Below are 16,123 nucleotides of genomic sequence, written 5' to 3'. Positions count from 1 at the left end.
TAGGTCAGGCGCCGTCGTCCGGCAGGCCGAGCCAGGCGTGCCAGCCGGTGTGCAGCACCAGCCAGGCCATCAGGCCGTACCCGGCCTGACCTGGCAGGATGCCGTCGCCGGCGGCGAGGTCGCCCAGCCACTGGTCGTGCGCGGCCAGCGGGGTGTAGGTGTCCACGAACGGCACGCGCCGCCGGGCGGCCACGTCCGCGAACGCCGCGGAGAGGTCGGCGAGCTTCTCGCTGTCCGCTGTGGCGCCCGGCGGCGGGCCGACGACGAACGCGGGGATCCGGCGCTGGTCCGCCACGTCGAGGATGTTGGCGAGGTTGAGCCGGCTGCGGGCCAGGGAGAGGCCGGCGGCGACGTCGGCGCGGCCCAGGGCGACCACCAGGCGGTTGTCGGTGTCGGGCGACCAGCGACGCGAGGCCTCGTCGTCCCACCGGGCGCCGAGCTCGGTGCTGGTCTCGCCCGGCACCGCGAGCGTCAGGACGGTGAGCGGGTCCGGGGTCGGCGTCCGGGCGGTCACGCGACCCACCCAGCCCAGCCCCTTGGGGTCGCCTGCGCCGGCGACGAGCTCGTCACCGACCACCGCCAGTCGCAGCGGCAGCTCTCCCACGTGCGTCACCTCTCGCCGTCCGACCCCGACGGGCCGTCGGGAGACGGCCGTCGCCGCACAGTCTCTCAGGGTGCAGCGACGTCCGCGGGTTCATCGGCGGGCCTGTCGTGGGGGGAGTGGGTGAAGGGCGGTGGGTCCGTCAGGCGCTGCGGTACGGGTGGCTCGGCAGGTCGGACACAGCGTCCGACCAGTCGGCGTGGGAGGCGGGCGGCCGAACGCTGCCGAGCCCGTCGGCGCGCAGCGCGACGACGAGACGGGCGACCAGCCAGGCCGCTACGACGAGTGCGAGGACGATCCAGAAGGTGGTCATGGCAGAAAGTCTGCGCCCGACGATAACGCGCCACGAGTGGCAGAACTGACGATGACCGTTGACATTCTGCCAGGCGACGTCGGATGCTGGCAGCATGCTCCGATCCGTCGCCGTCATCGTCCTGCCGAACGTCGCGCCCTTCGAGCTGGGGGTCGCGTGCGAGGTCTTCGGCATCGACCGTCGTGACACGGGCGGACCCGCGTTCGACTTCACGATCTGCGGCATCGAGCCCGGGATCGTGAAGACCAAGGACGCCGGCTACTTCTCGATCGTCGTCGAGCACGGCCTGGAGGCCACGCGCGACGTCGACCTGGTCATCGTCCCCGCGTACGGCAGCTCGGGGCCGGTGCCCGAGGTCGTGCTCGACGCCCTGCGGGACGCGCACGCGCGCGGGGCGTGGGTGCTGAGCATCTGCAGCGGCTCGTTCGCACTCGGGCAGGCCGGCCTGCTCGACGGCCGCCAGTGCACCACGCACTGGATGTACACCGACGAGCTGAGCCGGACGTTCCCGCAGGCCCGCGTGAACCCGGCCGTGCTCTACGTCGACGACGACCGGGTGATCACCAGCGCGGGCACCGCGGCCGGCATCGACGCGTGCCTGCACCTCGTGCGCCGCGAGCTCGGGGCCGCCACCGCGTCGGCGATCGCCCGCCGGATGGTCGTGCCGCCGCACCGCGACGGCGGCCAGGCGCAGTACGTCGACACGCCGCTGCCGTGCGACGCCGACACCCTGGCCCCGCTGCTGGCCTGGATGGTCGAGAACCTCGAGGAGGAGCTGAGCGTGCCCGACCTCGCGGCCCGCGCGTTCGTGTCGGAGCGGACGTTCGCCCGCCGGTTCCGCGCCGAGACCGGGACCACGCCGGCCGCCTGGGTCACCCGGCAGCGCGTGGTCCGCGCCCAGGAGATGCTCGAGCGCTCCGATGCGAGCATCGAGGAGATCGCGCGGCTGTGCGGCTTCGGTACCGCTGCGGTCCTGCGGCACCACTTCGCGCGGACGCTCGGCACCAGCCCGCAGGCCTACCGCAGGACCTTCGCGCCCGCACCCGTCTCCTGACGCGCCGAGAGCCGCATCCCCCGTTGGGGATGCGGCTCTCGGTCAGCGTGTCGTCAGCGCGCGAACGCGGTCTCGACGAGGTTCGCCTGCTGGGCCTGGTGCTTCTTGGCCGACCCCGCGGCCGGCGACGCCGACTCCTTGCGGGAGACCACCCGGAGCGTGCGGTTGAGCAGCTGCGGCAGGTGCATGGACAGGAACGTCCACGGGCCCTGGTTGCGCGGCTCGTCCTGCACCCACACCAGCTCGGCACCGTCGAACGGCGCTACCGCGGCGCGGGCCGCCTCCGTGTCGAGCGGGTAGAGCTGCTCCAGCCGCACGATCGCCGTGTGCTCGTCGCCCGTCTTCACGCGGTGCGCGAGCAGGTCCCAGTAGACCTTGCCCGAGCAGAGCAGCACACGGGTGACCTGCCCGGCCTTGGCGGCGGCGAGGTCGTCGCCGATGACCGTGCGGAACGTGCCCGACGTGAAGTCCTCGACGCCGGACGACGCCGACTTCAGGCGCAGCATCGACTTGGGCGTGAACACGACGAGCGGGCGACGCGGGCGGTCGTAGGCCTGACGGCGCAGCAGGTGGAAGTGCGACGCGGGCGTCGACGGCTGTGCGATCGTCATGTTGTCCTCGGCCGCGAGCTGCAGGAACCGCTCGATGCGTGCCGACGAGTGGTCCGGGCCCTGGCCCTCGTACCCGTGCGGGAGCAGGAGGACGACCGACGAGCGCTGCGCCCACTTCTGCTCGGCCGACGAGATGAACTCGTCGATGATCGTCTGGGCGCCGTTGACGAAGTCGCCGAACTGCGCCTCCCAGAGCACCAGGGCGTCCGGGCGCTCGACCGAGTACCCGTACTCGAACCCGAGGGCCGCGTACTCCGACAGCGACGAGTCGTAGACCCAGAACTTCGCCTGGTCGGCCGACAGGTAGAGCAGGGGCGTCCACTCGGCGCCGGTGTCGCGGTCGTGCATGACCGCGTGCCGCTGCACGAAGGTGCCGCGACGCGAGTCCTGCCCGGCGAGGCGCACCGGGGTGCCCTCGACCAGCAGCGACCCGAACGCCAGCAGCTCGCCGTAGCCCCAGTCGATGCCGCCCTCGCGGGACATCGCCTCGCGCTTGGCCAGCAGCTGCGCCAGCTTCGGGTGGACCGTGAAGCCTTCCGGCGGGCGCACGTGCGCGCGGCCGATGCGCTGCAGGGTGCCGGCGTCGACGGCTGTCTTCCAGCCGACCATGACGCCCGCGTCCTCGAGCTGCGACTCGGGGCGCTCCAGGCCCTTGACGGCTTCGGCCTCCGGCGGGGTCGGCGCGTAGCCGTCCTCGCGCGTCTCCGTGAACACCCGCTCGAGCTGCTGCTGGTAGTCCTGCAGCGCCTGCTCGGCGTCGGAGATCGTCAGGTCGCCGCGCGCCACCAGGGTCTCGGTGTAGAGCTTGCGCACCGAGCGCTTCGCCTCGATGAGGTTGTACATGAGCGGCTGCGTCATCGACGGGTCGTCGCCCTCGTTGTGACCACGGCGGCGGTAGCAGACCATGTCGATGATGACGTCGCGGTCGAACTGCTCGCGGTACTCGAACGCCAGCTCAGCCACCCGCACGCACGCCTCGGGGTCGTCCCCGTTGACGTGGAAGATCGGCACCTGGAGGCCCTTGGCCACGTCCGTCGCGTACTGCGACGAGCGGGACGAGGACGGGCCCGTGGTGAAGCCGACCTGGTTGTTGATGATGACGTGGATGGTGCCGCCGGTGCGGTACCCGCGCAGCTGCGCCAGGTTGAGCGTCTCGAACACGACGCCCTGCCCCGCGAACGCCGCGTCACCGTGGATGAGGATCGGCAGCACGGAGAACCCGTCGCCGCCGAGGTCGATGCGGTCCTGCTTGGCGCGCACGATGCCCTCGAGCACCGGGTCCACCGCTTCGAGGTGCGACGGGTTGGCGGCCAGGTACACCGCGGTCGTCGCGCCGGACTCCGCCGTGAACGTGCCCTCGGTGCCCAGGTGGTACTTCACGTCGCCCGAGCCCTGGACCGACTTGGGGTCCTGGTTGCCCTCGAACTCGCTGAAGATCTGCGCGTAGGACTTCCCGGCGATGTTCGCCAGGATGTTCAGCCGGCCACGGTGGGCCATGCCGATGCCGACCTCGTCCAGGCCACTGTTCGCCGCCTTGGACAGGATCGCGTCGAGCAGGGCGATGACCGACTCGCCACCCTCGAGCGAGAACCGCTTCTGGCCGACGTACTTGGTCTGCAGGAAGGTCTCGAAGGCCTCCGCCGCATTGAGCCGGCGCAGGATGCGCAGCTGGTCCTCGCGCGGCGTGCGGGCGTACCCGGACTCGAGGCGCTCCTGGAGCCAGCGCCGCTGCCGCGGGTCCTGCAGGTGCATGTACTCGCTGCCCACCGTGCGGCAGTACGAGTCGCGCAGCAGGCCGAGCACCTCGCGGAGCTTGGCGCGGGGCTTGCCGCCGAAGCCGCCCACCGGGAACGTCCGATCGAGGTCCCACAGGGTCAGGCCGTGCGTCTGCACGTCCAGGTCGGGGTGCTTGCGCTGGCGGTAGGCCAGCGGGTCCGTGTCGGCCATGAGGTGGCCGCGCGACCGGTAGGAGTGGATGAGCTCCGCGATCCGCGCCGGCTTGATGGCGTCGGCGTCGGCGTCGGCGGTCTCGCGCACCCAGCGGACCGGCTCGTACGGCACGCGCAGCGACGCGAAGACGCGGTCGTAGAAGCCGTCCTCACCCAGCAGCTTGCGGCCGATGATCCGCAGGAAGTCGCCGGACTGGGCGCCCTGGATGATCCGGTGGTCGTACGTCGAGGTGAGCGTCAGCACCTTGGAGACGCCCATCTTGTTCAGCGCGTCCTCGGACGTCCCCGCGAACTCTGCGGGGTAGTCCATGGCGCCGACACCGATGATCGTGCCCTGCCCCTGCATGAGGCGCGGGACCGAGTGGACCGTGCCGATGGTGCCGGGGTTGGTCAGCGAGATCGTGGTCCCCGCGAAGTCCTCGACCGTGAGCTTGTTGCCGCGGGCGCGGCGCACCACGTCCTCGTACGCGGACCAGAAGCCGGCGAAGTCGAGCGTCTCGCACTTCTTGATCGACGGGACGAGCAGCTGCCGGGTGCCGTCCGGCTTGGCCAGGTCGATCGCGATGCCGACGTTGACGTGCGCGGGCGTCAGGACGCTCGGCTTGTCGTCGGCCACCGTGTACGAGGTGTTCATCGCCGGCATCTCGGCCAGCGCCTCGACCATCGCGTAGCCGATGAGGTGCGTGAACGAGATCTTGCCGCCGCGGCCACGGGCGAGGTGGTTGTTGATGACGATGCGGTTGTCGACCATCAGCTTCGCGGCGATCGCGCGCACCGAGGTGGCCGTCGGGACCTCGAGGGAGGCCTCCATGTTCGTCACGACGCGGGCGGCCGGCCCGCGCAGCTTCTGCACGTCGTCCGCGGACTCGGCCTCGTCGGCGGCGGAGGGCTGCTGGGCGACCTGGGCGACTTGGGCGTACGGGGCGGTCGCCGGCTGGGCGGTCGCGATCGGGGACGTCACCGGGGGCGGCTCCACGAACGTCGCCGCGGCCTTGGCGGGCGCGATCGCAGCGGGAGCGGCCGGAGGAGCAGCCGGCGGAGCCGGGGCCGCGTGCGCGCCGCGGGGTGCGGTGGCGGGCCTCGGGACGCCGTTCGAGGGTGCCGCGACGGGGGTGGTCGCCGTGGTCGAGCCGTTGGTGGAGGCCTCGTCGGGCTTGTAGCCCTCGAAGAAGTCCCACCACGCCGGGTCGACCGAGTTCTTGTCCTTCTGATACTGCTCGAACAGCTCGTCCACGAGCCACTCGTTGGCACCGAAAACGGCACGCGTCGAGTCAGGATCCGCCATCTGGGTCACGCTGGGATCGCCCACTTCCGCTGCGGTTCGTGACCGCGCCTCTGCTAGTCCGACTGCTACTTCTGTTGATGACAACACTACGGCCTGCAGGCGCTCCGCCCCGCCTCAGGACGGTGGTTCGGGACGGATCCGCAACGGTCTTCACCTGGTCGGCACACGCGGGTCAACACGGGGCAACGTGCCAGTTCGCCGCCGCTCAAGACGAGGTTGTCGGCACCCCTTCGAGGTCATGGTTGTGCACGCGCGTCCAGCTGCGGGCCGGTGGGCGCCCCGCGCAGCTCAGGTGATGTCGCGGCGGAAGGTGGTCACGCGGCCGATCGCCGCCAGTCCGACCCCGTACGCGAGCAGCACCAGGGCGCCCTGCCACCACTCGAGCAGCGACCCCACGCCGGTCTCGGAGTAGAAGCTGCCGCCCGAGACGGCCTCCCCGGCGGCGCCCGGCAGGTAGGCGGCGACGTCGGGTCCCCAGCTGGTCAGTGCCAGCACGAACCGCAGGACCGGCTCGACGAACTGCGTGAACGCGAGGACCACCACGATCACCGCGACCTGGTTGGTCAGCACGGAGCCGAAGCCGACGCCGACGATCGCCCACAGACCGAGCGCGAGCGCGGACAGCGCGACGGTCCGCCACGTCGATGCCTGGTCGAGGAAGGTCGGCTGGCCCAGCAGCGTCAGCACCGCCGCGCCCGCCCCGACGGCGGCGAGCGTGCCGACCACGCCGTACACCAGGCCCAGGACGCCCGCGGAGAGGACCTTGGCGGACACGAGGACCGTCCGGCGCGGCTCGGCGAGCAGAGTCGGGGTGATGGTCTGGTGCCGGAACTCCGAGGCGACCGCGAGCGCGCCGACCAGCAGCGGGAAGACGTAGCCGAACGTCACGGCGACCGTGTAGACGGCCCGCACCACGGCGTCCGGCGCCAGCGCGAGGTCGTCCTGCCCTCCGCCGTCGGGACCGGTGGTGGCCATCCCGCCACCCTGTGAGATGCCCCAGCCGAGGACGGCGGACAGGAACCCCATGTAGACGACCATGCAGAGCAGGAGGATCCACCACAGCCGGGTGGTGACGAGCTTGCGGTACTCGGTGACCAGGGCGGCGCGCATCAGGCAGCCACCTCGGCGGTCTCGACAGCGCCGACCAGCTGGAGGAACAGCCCTTCGAGGCCCGGGTCCCGGCTGGTCAGCTCGTGCAGCTCGACGCCCGCGGCGAACGCGGCGGCACCGACCGCGGCGGCGTCGACGTCCCAGAGGTCGGCGACCCGCGGGTCACCCGCGTCGGTGCGGGTCCACGCCGAGCGTTCGACGAGGGCGGCGAGCCCGGCCGCGTCGGGCGAGACCGCCCGGACCTGGACGCGGGCCATGCGGGCGAGGTCGGGCAGCGACGAGGCGTGCGCGAGCCGGCCGCGGGCGATGATGACGACGTCGTCGACCGTCTGCTCGACCTCCGACAGGACGTGGCTGGACACCAGCACGGTGCGTCCCTCGCCGGCGAGCATGCGCAGGAAGCCGCGCAGCCAGCGGATGCCCTCCGGGTCGAGGCCGTTGGCGGGCTCGTCGAGCAGGAGGACCCGGGGGTCGCCCAGCAGGGTCGTCGCCAGGGCGAGGCGCTGGCGCATGCCGAGCGAGAAGCCGCCGACGCGACGGTCGGCCGCGGCGGACAGGCCGACGAGCTCGAGCACCTGCCCGGCGCGCGCGTCGGGGACGCCGATCTGCGGGGTGTAGAGCCGCAGGTGGTCGAGCGCGGTGCGGCCGGGGTGGAAGCTGGCCGCCTCGAGCGCTGCCCCGACCGTGCGCAGCGGCCGGCGGATCTGGGCGTAGGTCTGCCCGCCGATGGTCGCGGTGCCCGTCGTCGGCCGTACGAGCCCGAGCAGCATCCGCAGCGTCGTGGTCTTGCCGGCCCCGTTCGGTCCGAGGAAGCCCGTGACGCGGCCGGGGGCGACCTGGAAGGAGAGGTCGTCCACCGCACGGACCGGGCCGAAGGACTTGGAGAGGTGCTCGACGAGGATCGTGCCGTCGGAGGTCATGCCCCCAGAGCCTAGTGTTCTAGCGGGACTAGAACACAAGGTCAGGCGGCGGTCCGGCTGACCGCGGGCAGGGTCACTCGCATCGTGCAGCCGACATCGGTGTCCGCGACCTCGATCCGCCCGCCGTGCAGCTCGACCGCCCACCGCACGATCGCCAGACCCAGTCCGGTGCCACCCGTCGAGACCTGACCGGTGACCGCCGGGTTGTTGCCGCGCACGAACCGCTCGAACACGTGCGGGCGCTGCTCGAGGGAGATGCCCGGGCCGTGGTCGACCACGTCGATGCGCACCTCGGTACCCACCAGCCGCGCCTCGAGCCGCACCTCGTCGTCGGCGGGGGAGTGCCGCACCGCGTTGTGGAGGAGATTCGCGACGACCTGGTGCAGACGGTCCGGGTCGGCGGGGACGGTGAGGTCCGCCGGCTCGACGACGACCGGGAAGGTCAGCCGCTTGGCGGCACCGACGAGCATCGCGCCCTCGGCCGCCTCCTCCAGGAAGTCCTGCAGCCGCACGTCGAGGATCTCGAGCGGGACGTCGCCCGCCTCCAGCCGCGACAGGTCCAGCAGGTAGGTCACCAGCCGGCCGAGGCGCTCGGTCTGCGCCAGCGCCGCCTGCATGGTCGCTGGGTCCGCCTCCGTGACGCCGTCGACGATGTTCTCGAGCTGGGCCTGCAGCGCGGTCACCGGCGTCCGCAGCTCGTGGGAGACGTTGGCGATGAGCTCGCGCCGGAACACGTCGGCCTGCTCGAGGTCGTCGGCCATCATGTTGAACGCGTCCGCCAGCTGGCCCACCTCGTCCAGGCTGGTCGCCTGGACGCGACGGCTGTAGTCGCCGGCGGCCATCCGTCGTGCCGCGTAGGTCATCTCCCGGAGCGGCGACGTCATGCCCCGCGCCAGCAGCTGCGTGACGATCAGCGACCCGACGATCGCGATGGGCAGCGTCCGCGACGGACCCAGGTGGTTGTAGAGCCCCAGCCAGGTGATGAACGCGGCCGCGGTCACGGTGGCCGCGACGAGCACGCCGAGCTTGATCTTGATCGAGCTCAGCCGGTCCAGCGGCCGGATGTCCGGGAGCCGCGACTTGGCGAACTCGCCGCGGACGTGCCGGGGTGCGTTCACGCGCCCTCGGGGACGCTCGCCCCGCTGGGCCCGTCGGCCCCGGTGGTGCCGTCGCTCGGCTCGAACGCGTACCCGACGCCGTGCACCGTGCGGATCAGGTCCGGGCCGAGCTTGCGGCGCAGCGCCTTGATGTGGGAGTCGACCGTCCGGGTGCCGCTGGCGTCGACCCAGTCCCACACCTCCGCGAGCAGCCGCTCCCGGGTCAGGACCGTGCGCGGTGTCGCCGCCAGGGCGAGCAGGAGGTCGAACTCCGTCGGGGTCAGGTGCACCTCGGTGTCCCCGCGCAGGACGCGCCGCTGAGCACGGTCGACGGTGACGTCGCCGAGGACGAGCGGGGGGTCGGGCTGCTCGGCGGACGCCATCTCTGCGGCCCGCGTGGCTCGCTCGGTGCGACGCAGCAGCGCCTTGGTGCGCGCCACCAGCTCGCGCATCGAGAAGGGCTTCGTCATGTAGTCGTCGGCGCCGACGCCGAGACCGATCAGCATGTCCGTCTCGTCGTCCCGCGCGGTGAGCATCAGCACGGGGACCGGACGCTCGGCCTGGATCCGTCGGCACACCTCGAGGCCGTCGATGCCGGGGAGCATCACGTCGAGCACCACGACGTCCGGTCGCAGCCGCGATGCCGCACTGACCCCGGCGAGCCCGTCGCCGACCGCCTCGACCGTCCAGCCCTCCGCCGAGAGCCGGTGCACGATCGCCTGCGCGATCGCCGGTTCGTCCTCCACCACCAGGACCGTCGTGCCGGCAGCTCCGCCGGCCGTCGTCGGCCCACCGCTCACGTTCGCCATGTCGCCAGGGTGGCACAGCGACGCACGGATCACTCTCTGTTGATGGTCGGGCCGTGTGAAGACGCGTGGCCGCCCGTATGATCGAGCCCACCATGAGCAGCTCAAGTCGCTGCCGGCGTCACTCCCGGGCCGATGCGCCCGGAGGAGACCATGCCGGCCACCTCTTCCTCTTCTCTCCTGTCCTCACCAGCGCCGACCTCCGGGTCGGCGCTCGTCGTGAGGCCGGCGGCCCGGCGTGCTGATCGAGTGGCTCCTGGTCGGGCTGGGCATCCTGCTCACGCTCGGTACCGCGGTGTTCGTCGCCAGCGAGTTCTCGCTCGTGACGCTCGACCCGGGTCTGGTCGAGAGCCAGACCTCGCCCGACGACCGGCGCAGCCAATCGGTCCTCAAGGCGCTGCGCCGTCTGTCGACGGAGCTGTCCGGCGCCCAGCTCGGCATCACCCTGACCACGGTCCTGCTCGGGTACACCACGCAGCCCGCCGTCGTCCGGCTGCTGCAGCTCCCGCTCGAGGAGTCCGTGCTCGGTCAGGTGGTCGGCGGCATCGTCGCCGGCATCCTGGCGATCATCCTGGTGAACGGCTTCTCGATGGTCGTCGGCGAGCTCATCCCCAAGAACCTGGCGATCAGCCGGCCGCTGCCCACCGCCCGCATGGTCGCGCCGCTGCAGCGCGGGTTCACCAGCGCCCTGCGACCGCTGATCGTCGCGTTCAACGGCAGCGCGAACGCCCTGCTGCGCAGCTTCGGGGTCGAGCCGCGCGAGGAGCTGTCCGGCGGGCGCTCGCCGCAGGAGCTCGCCGCGCTGGTGCGGCGCTCGGCGGAGGTCGGCACGCTCGACGAGTCCACCGCGACGCTGCTCACCAACTCGATCGAGTTCACCGAGCTCACCGCCGTCGACGTCATGACGGACCGGTTGCGGCTCGTCGTCGTGCGCCGCGAGGAGTCGGCGGCCGACGTCGTCGACCGGGCCCGGCGCACCGGGCACTCCCGGTTCCCCGTCATCGGTGACTCGAGCGACGACATCGTCGGGCTGGTGCACCTGCGCCGCGCGATCGGTGTCCCGTACGAGCGCCGGTCCGACGTGCCTGCGGCCGCCCTCATGGTCGAGGCGCCGCGCGTGCCCGAGACCGTGCACCTGGGCCCCCTGCTCGTCGAGCTGCGCGAGCTCGGCCTGCAGATGGCCGTGGTCGTCGACGAGTACGGCGGCACCTCCGGGGTGGTCACGCTCGAGGACGTCGTCGAGGAGCTCGTCGGGGACGTCGCGGACGAGCACGACCGCCGACGGGCCTCCACCACCCGGTCGGCCGACGGCTCGTGGCAGCTGCCCGGGGTGCTGCGCCCCGACGAGCTGGCCGAGGTCACCGGGCTGCACGTCCCCGCGGACGGACCCTACGAGACCCTCGGCGGGTTGCTGATGTTCGAGCTGGGGCGGATCCCGAGCGTGGGCGACGAGATCGTCGTCGACCGGGTCCTCCTCCAGGTCGAGGCCATGGCGGGCCGCCGCGTGGAGCGGGTGCGCGTGCGCGCGGTCGAGACCGACGACGAGGACGAGTCATGAGCTCGACCGTCGCGCTGGTCCTCGGCGCGCTGCTGCTCGCCGCGAACGCGTTCTTCGTGGGCGCCGAGTTCGCCATCATCTCCGCCCGCCGCAGCGCCATCGAGCCCCTCGCCCGCGAAGGCGACCGGCGCGCCAAGACGGTCCTGTGGGCGATGGAGAACGTCTCCCTCATGCTCGCGTGCGCCCAGCTGGGCATCACGGTCTGCTCGACGAGCCTCGGCGTCGTCGCCGAGCCCGCGATCGCCCACCTCATCGAGGCGCCGCTGCACGCGCTCGGCGTCAGCGAGAGCCTCACCCACCCGATCTCGTTCGTCGTCGCGCTCGCGATCGTGGTCTACCTGCACGTCGTGCTCGGCGAGATGGTGCCCAAGAACCTCGCCGTGGCCGGACCCGACCGCGCGGTCCTGCTCTTCGGCCCGCCGCTGGTCTGGGTCGCGCGCGTCGTGCGCCCGATCATCGCTGCGCTGAACTGGATCGCCAACCACGCGCTGCGGCTCGTCGGGGTCGAGCCCAAGGACGAGGTGGCCTCCGCGTTCACCGCGCAGGAGGTCCAGTCGATCGTCGAGCGGTCCCAGGCCGAGGGCCTCCTCGACGACGAGCAAGGGCTGCTGGCCGGCGCCCTGGAGTTCTCGGACAAGACGGCGGCCGACGTCATGATCAGGACCGGCTCGCTGGTGACCGTCGGCGGCGGCAGCACGCCCGAGGACGTCGAGAGGCTGGTCGCCCGGACCGGGTTCAGCCGGTTCCCGGTGGTCGACGACGCGGGGGTGCCGACGGGGTACCTGCACCTCAAGGACGTCCTCTACGCCGACGAGCCCGCGCGGTCCGTGCCCGTGCCGCCGTGGCGCGTGCGGGCGCTCGCGGTGGTCGGCCCGCAGGACGAGGTGGAGGACGCGCTCGCGGCCATGCAGCGGTCGGGGGCGCACCTGGCGCGGGTGGACGAGGACGGCCGGACCGTCGGTGTCGTGTTCCTCGAGGACATCCTCGAAGAGCTCGTGGGCGAGGTGCGCGACGCGATGCAGCGGGACCAGCTGTCCTGATCGTTGGTCCAGATGTGGGGATCGCGTGCGCTCTGTCGGCGTGTCGCACCGCGTGTCGCCCGGAATGTCCAATTCTCGGACTGGACGCGCGTCCAGGGGGTTGGATGCGTGTCGACGAGCCGTTATGGTTTCGTGACCGCACGTCGCCGGGTCGCCCGCAGCGCACCCGACGACGACGTCGCGGCAGATCAGAGACGCGTGAACGGACGGGAGGTGTCGTGGGGTCGCACAGCGAGGAGCCCGTGACGGCACCCCCCACCCGTCGCAGCCTCCGTGAGGCCCAGCGCAGGTCGGAGTCCGGGTCCATCCCCACGGCCGGCACGCGACCGGATCCCGACTCCCCGGCCGCGCACCACGTGCCGTCCTGGGCGCACCACGGACCCGCCGCACCGCACCAGCCGGTCACCGAGGCGCTCGCGCGATCCACGCCCCCGGCGCAGGCCCGCTCGGCCTGGTCCGCCGGACCGCAGACCCGCGCAGCGTCACCGACGGCCTCGCTCCCTGGCCGCGCCGGCTCACCGACGCCGTCGCAGGCTCGCGCTGCCTCGCCGGTCGCCCCGCCTGCCCGCGCCACCGCACCGGTCCCCCCGCCGCAGGCCCGTGCAGCGGCACCCGCTGCGGCCCCGCCGCGGCAGTCTGCGGCTCCCGCGCCGTTCAGCGCCTCGCGTGCGCCGATGCCGCTCCCCACCCTGCCCGCACGCATCGAGTCGCCCCTCGCACCTGCGCCGCGCTCGGTCGCGGCGCCCACGGTCCCGACGTCGATCAGGGCCGCTGCGCCCACCACGGCGATCCGGCTGGACGCGCCTGCTCCCGCCGCGCCGGTGCTCGCTGCACCTGTACCGGAGCTCGAGGACGTGCCGGAGCTCGAGGTCACGGCTCACGGCACGATCAAGCGTCGCTCCCGCAAGCCCACCCGCGCCGCCGCGCGACTCGGCGTGCTCGGCGTCCTGGCGGGCATCACGGTCGTCATCCCGGTGAGCCAGGGGCTCGTGCCCAGCTCGGTGGCGTTCGGCTCCGACGCGCTCGCCGACTCCACGCTCCCCAGCACCGTCTCGGCGCTGGCCGGGTCGGCAGCGGCCGCCCAGCCCCCGACGTCCCTGATGGCGACCGACGGTGCGCTCCAGGCGCGCGGCCTGGCCGCTGCCAGCCGGACCGAGGACCGGTCCGCACTCCCCGGCTGCGACGGCTCGTTGCGCCCCGCCGGCCAGAACGGTCTGCTCAAGACCTCCGACCTGTGCAACTTGTGGGACAACCACACGCAGCTGCGAGCGGATGCGGCGGTCTCGCTCGCCGAGTTCAACCAGGCGTTCGCCGCGCGGTTCGGCGGCGACCTGTGCATCAGCGGCGGCTACCGCACGCTGGCCGCGCAGCGGGCCGTCAAGGCGCAGAAGGGCGGCCTCGCCGCGGTCCCCGGCAAGAGCAACCACGGCTGGGGACTGGCCGTCGACCTCTGCCAGGACCAGACGTCCGGCGCGAAGTGGGCCTGGATCACCGAGAACGCACCGACGTACGGCTGGGAGAACCCCGCCTGGGCGCAGCCCGGTGGCAGCGGTCCGTACGAGCGCTGGCACTGGGAGTACACCAAGGGCGTCCAGGCCGACGGCGAGTACTATGACGGCTGAGGCCGGTAGCCTCCGCGACGGGTCCCGACTCAGAGGAGCGCGAGACCCCAGGTGATCGTGTGGCTGGCGCCCGGCGCCAGGTGCACCAGGTCGTTCCCGGTCCGGAACGCGTCGGCGATGCAGGTCATCGGCTCCGCAGCGACCCCCCGACGCGAGATCTGCGCGACCGTGTCGCCCGTGCACACCTGCCAGGCCTGGGTCGCGGCATCCGCCCACATCGCGACCGTGCGCCCGTCCGGGCAGCCCAGGCGGATCCACGACAGCCCGTCCGCGTCACGCACGACGTCGACCCACGCGTCGTCCAGGTCGAGGCCGCGCAGGACGCGCGGGGCGCGCAGGTCGCTGTCGCCCGCCACCCGCTCGGTCCCCGTCGGCAGCAGCCGGTCGTCGACCGTGACGTGCCGCGCGGCATCGACCTGCAACGTGCAGTCGTCCACCTGGCCGTCGCCGGGGGACAGCCACGGGTGGAACCCGATGCCGTACGGCGCGGTCGTCGCGCCGAGGTTCGTCCCCTCTGCCGACACGTGCAGGCCGGCGTCGGTCAGCGTGTAGATGAGCCGTACGCGCACCGGCCACGGGTACCCGTGGGTCGGGACGATGACGTGCTCGAGGGTCACGGACGTCGCGTCGGCGTCGACCGTCTGGAAGGTCGTGCTCGCGACGAGGCCGTGCAGCGCGGTGTGCCGGAGGTGCTCCGTCAGCGGGACCTCGAACGCGTGCCCGTCGTAGGAGTACACGCCGTCGCGCAGGCGGTTCGGCCACGGGGCGAGCACCGCGCCCGAGAACGCCGGCGCGATGTCGGCGTCGTCGAACGGCAGGACGACGTCCCGGCCGTCGACCGTGTACTCGCGCAGGCTCGCGCCGACGGCCGTGACGACAGCCCGCTGGCCCCCGAGCTCGAGGACGTGCTGGCGGCCGGTCGGGAGGGGGGTGGTGAGAGTCGTGTGCACGCTCACACGCTAGTGGGCACCGCCCACGAGCCGGGGGGATCGGGCCACGTGTCCGGTCGCGGTCAGCTCTCGGTCTCGTTGTCGTCCCGGCGGCCGACCATCACCAGGAGGGCCGTGCCACCGACGAGCGCGACGAGGCCCGCCACGACCAGCGGGCCGGCCGAGCCACCCGTCGACGCGAGCCGGCCAGCGAGGACCTCACTCTGGAAGGCGTCGTCCGTGGCGAGCACCTCCGAGACCGGCTCCGTGGGGTCGACCGGCAGGACGGTGTCCGTCGGCTCGCCGGGGTCGACCGTGACGGGGGGATCCGTCGGGTCCGTCGGGACGGCAGGGTCGGTGGGGTCGGTCGGGATCACGGGGCCCGTGGGGTCCGTCGGGCCGAGCGGGACGGCCGGGTCCGTCGGGTCCGTCGGGACGACTGGGTCGGTCAGGTCCGTCGGGTCGACCGGGTCGGTCGGGTCGACCGGGTCGGTCGGGTCCGTCGGCTCCGTCGGCTCCGTCGGGTCGACCGGGTCCGTCGGGTCGACCGGCGAGCCGGGGTCGGTGCAGGCGGGGGGCTGCCCGCCCTCGCCGAAGTGCTCGTCGAACAGGCTCACCTGGACCCAGGTGACGCAGTACCCGTCCGGGAACGCCGCGGCGAACGACGGGTGGTCGGTCCACGCGTAGTAGCTCTGACCGACATACGCCGCCGCCGGCCAGACGTTGTTGTGCGGGACGGCCTGGTGGACGTTGAAGGTCCGCTCACCCGTGCCGTCGAGGGCGGTCACGCGGTAGTTGATGTGGCCCTGCTCCTCGAACGTCGTGCCGGTGGGAAGCGTGAGCCCGGCGGCCGTGACCGTGTAGGGCGTCGGGCTGTCGGAGCCGGCGTGCGCGGCGGTGGGGAGCAGGACGAGCGCGGCCGTGATCGCGGCAGCAGCGAGCGTGCGGGCATGCATGGGACGAGTCCTCAGGCCGATGGGGTGCGTGCGACGGGCCGTCGCAGGTGCTCGGCAGGATGGTCGGCGGGCGCTCAGGCCCAGGAACCGGCCCGACGCGGATGACAGCGCCGAACGTCGGTCGTCGAACTCCTGCTCGATGTCACGACAAGTGTCGCAAGGCCGGTTGCTCCGGGCGTGGGCCCTAGGTCCCTGCCCGCCGCGGAGTCCCGCCTGTGGACAGTGGGATGTGTCACCCCCGCGATGTCCCCTAGGGTTCCGCCGAGCGTGCA

Annotated in this window: 13 protein-coding genes; 4 read left to right on the top strand and 9 right to left on the bottom strand. The window is 72.7% G+C overall.

Annotated features, from left to right (window positions below; all coding sequences use genetic code 11):
* Positions 1–4 precede the first annotated feature (4 nt).
* The gene (locus J2X26_RS20660) at positions 5–604 is read right to left on the bottom strand and encodes a GDSL-type esterase/lipase family protein (protein ID WP_307494597.1); all 600 of its coding nucleotides are present in this window, start codon (positions 602–604) and stop codon (positions 5–7) included.
* A 139-nt stretch (positions 605–743) separates the two neighbouring features.
* Positions 744–914, bottom strand: coding sequence for a hypothetical protein (locus J2X26_RS20655; protein ID WP_307494596.1), 171 nt, complete (start codon positions 912–914; stop codon positions 744–746).
* 94 nt (positions 915–1,008) lie between these two features.
* Between J2X26_RS20655 and J2X26_RS20650 the strand changes: the two genes are divergently transcribed.
* Positions 1,009–1,968 (top strand): GlxA family transcriptional regulator, encoded by a 960-nt coding sequence (locus J2X26_RS20650; protein ID WP_307494595.1) that lies wholly within the window; start codon positions 1,009–1,011, stop codon positions 1,966–1,968.
* A 53-nt stretch (positions 1,969–2,021) separates the two neighbouring features.
* On the opposite strand, the gene J2X26_RS20645 is transcribed toward J2X26_RS20650, so the two are convergent.
* The 5 genes from J2X26_RS20645 to J2X26_RS20625 form a co-directional block, all read right to left on the bottom strand.
* On the bottom strand, positions 2,022–5,813 hold the full coding sequence (locus J2X26_RS20645; protein ID WP_307494594.1) for a multifunctional oxoglutarate decarboxylase/oxoglutarate dehydrogenase thiamine pyrophosphate-binding subunit/dihydrolipoyllysine-residue succinyltransferase subunit: 3,792 nt from the start codon (positions 5,811–5,813) through the stop codon (positions 2,022–2,024).
* Positions 5,814–6,101: 288 nt separating this feature from the next.
* Positions 6,102–6,923 carry an ABC transporter permease gene (locus tag J2X26_RS20640; protein WP_307494593.1) on the bottom strand — a complete coding sequence of 274 codons (822 nt, stop codon included), beginning with the start codon at positions 6,921–6,923 and terminating at the stop codon, positions 6,102–6,104.
* A complete protein-coding gene (locus J2X26_RS20635) occupies positions 6,923–7,843 on the bottom strand; it encodes an ATP-binding cassette domain-containing protein (protein WP_307494592.1) in 921 nt (306 codons plus the stop codon). Before J2X26_RS20635 ends, J2X26_RS20640 begins: the two co-directional genes overlap by 1 nt.
* Before the next feature lie 41 nt (positions 7,844–7,884).
* Entirely contained in the window at positions 7,885–8,961 is a 1,077-nt protein-coding gene (locus J2X26_RS20630) for a sensor histidine kinase (protein WP_307494591.1), read from the bottom strand.
* Positions 8,958–9,749 carry a response regulator transcription factor gene (locus J2X26_RS20625; protein ID WP_307494590.1) on the bottom strand — a complete coding sequence of 264 codons (792 nt, stop codon included), beginning with the start codon at positions 9,747–9,749 and terminating at the stop codon, positions 8,958–8,960. The genes J2X26_RS20630 and J2X26_RS20625 overlap by 4 nt, the downstream gene beginning before the upstream one ends.
* A gap of 235 nt (positions 9,750–9,984) precedes the next feature.
* Here J2X26_RS20625 and J2X26_RS20620 point away from each other — a divergent pair, with 235 nt between their 5' ends.
* From J2X26_RS20620 to J2X26_RS20610, 3 genes are all read left to right on the top strand, one after another.
* A complete protein-coding gene (locus tag J2X26_RS20620; RefSeq protein WP_307494589.1) occupies positions 9,985–11,304 on the top strand; it encodes a hemolysin family protein in 1,320 nt (439 codons plus the stop codon).
* Positions 11,301–12,344, top strand: a complete 1,044-nt coding sequence (locus tag J2X26_RS20615; protein WP_307494588.1) for a hemolysin family protein — start codon at positions 11,301–11,303, stop codon at positions 12,342–12,344. The genes J2X26_RS20620 and J2X26_RS20615 overlap by 4 nt, the downstream gene beginning before the upstream one ends.
* Positions 12,345–13,018: 674 nt before the next feature.
* Positions 13,019–13,966 carry a M15 family metallopeptidase gene (locus J2X26_RS20610; RefSeq protein WP_307494587.1) on the top strand — a complete coding sequence of 316 codons (948 nt, stop codon included), beginning with the start codon at positions 13,019–13,021 and terminating at the stop codon, positions 13,964–13,966.
* A 29-nt stretch (positions 13,967–13,995) separates the two neighbouring features.
* Here the strand turns inward: J2X26_RS20610 and J2X26_RS20605 are convergent, their stop codons facing one another.
* Both J2X26_RS20605 and J2X26_RS20600 read right to left on the bottom strand, forming a co-directional pair.
* On the bottom strand, positions 13,996–14,916 hold the full coding sequence (locus J2X26_RS20605; protein ID WP_307494586.1) for an aldose 1-epimerase family protein: 921 nt from the start codon (positions 14,914–14,916) through the stop codon (positions 13,996–13,998).
* Positions 14,917–14,978: 62 nt separating this feature from the next.
* On the bottom strand, positions 14,979–15,851 hold the full coding sequence (locus J2X26_RS20600; protein WP_307494585.1) for a hypothetical protein: 873 nt from the start codon (positions 15,849–15,851) through the stop codon (positions 14,979–14,981).
* Positions 15,852–16,123: the final 272 nt, after the last annotated feature.

It is taken from the genome of Cellulomonas humilata (genome assembly GCF_030814415.1).
GTDB lineage: Bacteria > Actinomycetota > Actinomycetes > Actinomycetales > Cellulomonadaceae > Cellulomonas > Cellulomonas humilata_A.
Note: the sequence above shows the minus strand (reverse complement) of the source record. Positions and strands in the feature narration are given on the sequence as shown.